The sequence below is a fragment of the Streptomyces africanus genome (assembly GCF_002150735.1).
GTDB classification, from domain to species: domain Bacteria; phylum Actinomycetota; class Actinomycetes; order Streptomycetales; family Streptomycetaceae; genus Streptomyces; species Streptomyces africanus.
In genome coordinates, this window is record NZ_MUKA01000206.1 from 1 (window position 1) to 2906 (window position 2906).

A 2906-nucleotide genomic window follows, 5' to 3' on the forward strand; every position below is an offset into this window, starting at 1 on the left:
AGCCCGCCGCGCGGCGGGCTGGGGGGCGCGGGTGGGTGCCGCGGACGGGGTGGCCGTCCGCGGGCGCTGCTCGTTGCGGGTCTGGCTCATGCGTAGAACCCCGTTCCTTCGCCGATGCGGTCACGGGCGTCCTTGAGCCGTCGGCCGGCGGTGGCCGGGCTCACGCCGAGGAGTTGAGCCGCCGTGGACTTGGTGAGCCGCTCACCGGTCTTGAGCCGGTGAGCCAGCGCAGCGATCTGCTGCTCCTTCTCGTCGGCGGTGTGAGCCGTCTCAGCGGGCTCACTGGGGGCCGGCTCGGCGGCCGTCTCAGTGGGCGTGTTGGCGGTCTTGGCGAGGGCGGGCTCAGACCGGCTCAAGACGGGCTCACGACGGATCACCTGGTCAGAGGGGGGGATGATCGTGCGGGTGTCGGGAAGGGCCGGGGTGTGAGCCGGGTTGGTGGAGCCGGTCTGCTGGCTCAGGATCACGGTGGATCCGGTCGGCTCAAGGGCCGTCTCAACGCTGGGCTCACCGGTCTCAATCGCGAGGATGGGGGTGTGAGCCGGGGCGGGCTCAGTGATCCCAGCGAGCATCGACTGGAGGGCCGTGTCGGCTCCCTGAGTGAGCCGCTCACGCTGGACGGTGATGAGCCCTGATCCGAGCTGTGCGTCGCCCTGGCCGACCTGGCTCATGAGCTTCCACGCCTTGAGGGCGGAGTCGGCCTGGACTTCCTTGTCGGGGTGCCGCTGGGATCGGGCGGTGTGGTAGGCGATCTGCCGCATGATCTCGGCGTTGCGGCGCTGGGCTTCGACGTCGATCCCGCTGGTGTGGGCGACGATGCGGCGGGCGAGGAAGCTGATGCCTTCGGCGGAGGCGGTCATGGCGAGGGGGGTGAGGCCGTAGACGACGGCTTCGCGGATGGTGGGGGCGATGACGGCGCCCATGGCGGAGGCGGATACGGGCAGGAGCCACAGGGCGGCGCGGACGACGAGGGGGGCGGCCTGGCCGAGCATGGTGACGCCGATCATGACGAGGGCGGCGACGAGGGTGGCTCCTTCGCCGGCGGCGACGACGCCGAGGGCGGTTTCGGACTGCTTGAGGACGGATTTGGCGTTGGCGTAGGTGCCGATGGCGCCTGCCGCGCCGACGGCGATCATGGGGAGGGTGGCGAGGGTGAGCACCGTGATCTGCCCGCCGGTCAGCGAGCGCACGGTTGCGCTTTCGGTGGGGGGCGCGGGGGCCTGGACGGTGGTCACGGGAATCGGTTCCTTTCGGGTGGTCAGGGGCGGGGTCAGGCGGCCTGTGTGGGCTGGAGTCGCCAGTGGGTGAGGGCGGCGTCGATGTGCGGCTGGGCTTCGTCGGGGGTGACGGTGATGAGGTGGTTGATCCAGGCGTGGTGGATGACCTGGTCGGTGGTGATGGTGCGCTGGTTGGGGTTCTCGGCGAGGTCGGCGGCGCGGGCGAGGTTCCAGGCGGTGGTGGCGATGAGGCGGTTGCGGCGGCGGGCGCGGAGGGTGGCGAGCATCGGGGTTCGGTGTCCTTTCTGGTGGTTAGGCGGCGGGGTGGATGTTGCGGGGGGTCTGGGTGGCGGTGATGGCGAAGTACGCCTCGTACTCGTCGTCGTCCCAGCCGGCGGGGTCTCCGTGCTGCTTTCGGAAGCGCCGTCCGGTCATCGGGCGGAGCCGGGCGAGCAGCCGGTGCAGGGCGCCGCGGATGTCGCCAGCGAGGGCGCTGCCGGTGGCGAGGGCGGCGAGCACGGTGAAGGCGAGGGTGAGGGGGTGCACGCTGTTGGTGGCGATCTGCTGTCCGAGGTAGGCGGCTGCGCCGAGGGTGGCGGTGAGGGCGAGGGCCTTGAGGACGGTGCTGGTCATCGGGCGTCTCCCGTCGCGTCGACACGGGTGAGGTCGAAGCGGGAAACCTGCACGTCCACGCCGGTCAGGTCGTCGCAGTGCCTGCGGACGAGGTGGTCCCGGAGGACCTTCCGGCCGATGTGCTCGGTGAGGTCGAACTGGCCGGAGACGTGCCGGGTCCTGGTGGTCTCGTAGGCAGCTGCGTTGCGGAACGCGGGGGGCGTGTGCTCGGGGATGTAGACGCTGGGGAACTGGACCTTGATGTCGTAGTCGTAGCAGCCGGGCTCGATGATCTGGGCGGCGTCCATGTCGTTCTCCTTCGGTCTGGTCGGGTGGGGTTCCGCTGGTCTTGCTGGGGGCCGTCCCGCTCGGGGGGGGTGCGGGGCGGCCTCCGGCAGGGCCAGAGGCCCGCGGTGGTCAGTGGGTGTCGTCAGGGGCCGGCTGGTGGATGTGGGCGTGGACGGCCTTGATGTCGGCGTGGGTGAGGCCGTCGAGGGCCTGGGCGATGTCGTCGTCGAGCTGCCGGAGGTTCTTGCCGTCGGCGACGCCGGTGTGGACGGTGTCGCGGAGCTGAGCGGCGATGTCGTCGATGGTCACGGTGGTCCTTTCGGTGCTGGTGGGGGTGGGGCCCGGCTGTGTCGGCTCGGTCCGGGCCCGGAGGGTGGTCAGGCGGCGACCCAGGTGCCGTCGGATCGCTTGACGTACCGCTGCGTGGTGATCTGCGCCTTGGTGTCCCACTGGTCGACGCGGATCGTGGCGGTGTTCCCGCGGACGTCGAGGGTTCCGCCGTCGTGCGTGGCGAGGCCGCGCAGCTGGTCCGTTGTGATGCCGGCCGAGGCGGGCGTGTTGTTGCTGGGGCGGCGGCGGGAGCGCTTGGTGGGGGTGCTGGTGGCGCCGGGGGTGTCGGACTTGGGGTAGCGCGGGGTGAACAGGCCCATGGCGGGCTCCTTCCGGTTCGGGTGGATGCGGTGGGGGGGGGGGGCCCGGGCCGTTGTCGGCGCCCGGCGCGGGCCCCAGGGGGGTGGTTAGCGGGGGCGGTTGATGGACTTCTTGTTCGCGTCGGCGACCTTCTTGCTG

The 2906-nt window shown here is 71.5% G+C and carries 6 protein-coding genes; all 6 read right to left on the reverse strand.

Translation table 11 applies throughout. From position 1 onward, the window contains the following. Positions 1 to 86: 86 nt before the first annotated feature. Complete coding sequence (locus CCL05_RS23970; protein ID WP_086562546.1) at positions 87 to 1235, reverse strand: hypothetical protein; 1149 nt, start codon at positions 1233 to 1235, stop codon at positions 87 to 89. A 35-nt stretch (positions 1236 to 1270) separates the two neighbouring features. Continuing rightward, the gene (locus CCL05_RS23975) at positions 1271 to 1504 is read right to left on the reverse strand and encodes a hypothetical protein (protein ID WP_086562547.1); all 234 of its coding nucleotides are present in this window, start codon (positions 1502 to 1504) and stop codon (positions 1271 to 1273) included. Positions 1505 to 1529: 25 nt separating this feature from the next. After that, positions 1530 to 1850: a hypothetical protein gene (locus CCL05_RS23980; protein ID WP_086562548.1), complete on the reverse strand. Its 321-nt coding sequence runs from the start codon at positions 1848 to 1850 to the stop codon at positions 1530 to 1532. Continuing rightward, positions 1847 to 2137, reverse strand: coding sequence for a hypothetical protein (locus CCL05_RS23985; RefSeq protein ID WP_086562549.1), 291 nt, complete (start codon positions 2135 to 2137; stop codon positions 1847 to 1849). The genes CCL05_RS23980 and CCL05_RS23985 overlap by 4 nt, the downstream gene beginning before the upstream one ends. Before the next feature lie 109 nt (positions 2138 to 2246). Beyond that, positions 2247 to 2426 carry a hypothetical protein gene (locus tag CCL05_RS23990; protein WP_086562550.1) on the reverse strand — a complete coding sequence of 60 codons (180 nt, stop codon included), beginning with the start codon at positions 2424 to 2426 and terminating at the stop codon, positions 2247 to 2249. A gap of 68 nt (positions 2427 to 2494) precedes the next feature. Continuing rightward, positions 2495 to 2767, reverse strand: coding sequence for a hypothetical protein (locus tag CCL05_RS23995; RefSeq protein WP_086562551.1), 273 nt, complete (start codon positions 2765 to 2767; stop codon positions 2495 to 2497). Positions 2768 to 2906 lie beyond the last annotated feature (139 nt).

Excerpts from the sequence above, each read along its gene's own strand:
- CCL05_RS23985 (WP_086562549.1), bottom strand. The coding sequence starts at position 2,137 with ATGGACGCCGCCCAGATCATCGAGCCCGGCTGCTACGACTACGACATC.
- CCL05_RS23995 (WP_086562551.1), bottom strand. The coding sequence starts at position 2,767 with ATGGGCCTGTTCACCCCGCGCTACCCCAAGTCCGACACCCCCGGCGCC.
- CCL05_RS23975 (WP_086562547.1), bottom strand. The coding sequence starts at position 1,504 with ATGCTCGCCACCCTCCGCGCCCGCCGCCGCAACCGCCTCATCGCCACC.
- CCL05_RS23980 (WP_086562548.1), bottom strand. The coding sequence starts at position 1,850 with ATGACCAGCACCGTCCTCAAGGCCCTCGCCCTCACCGCCACCCTCGGC.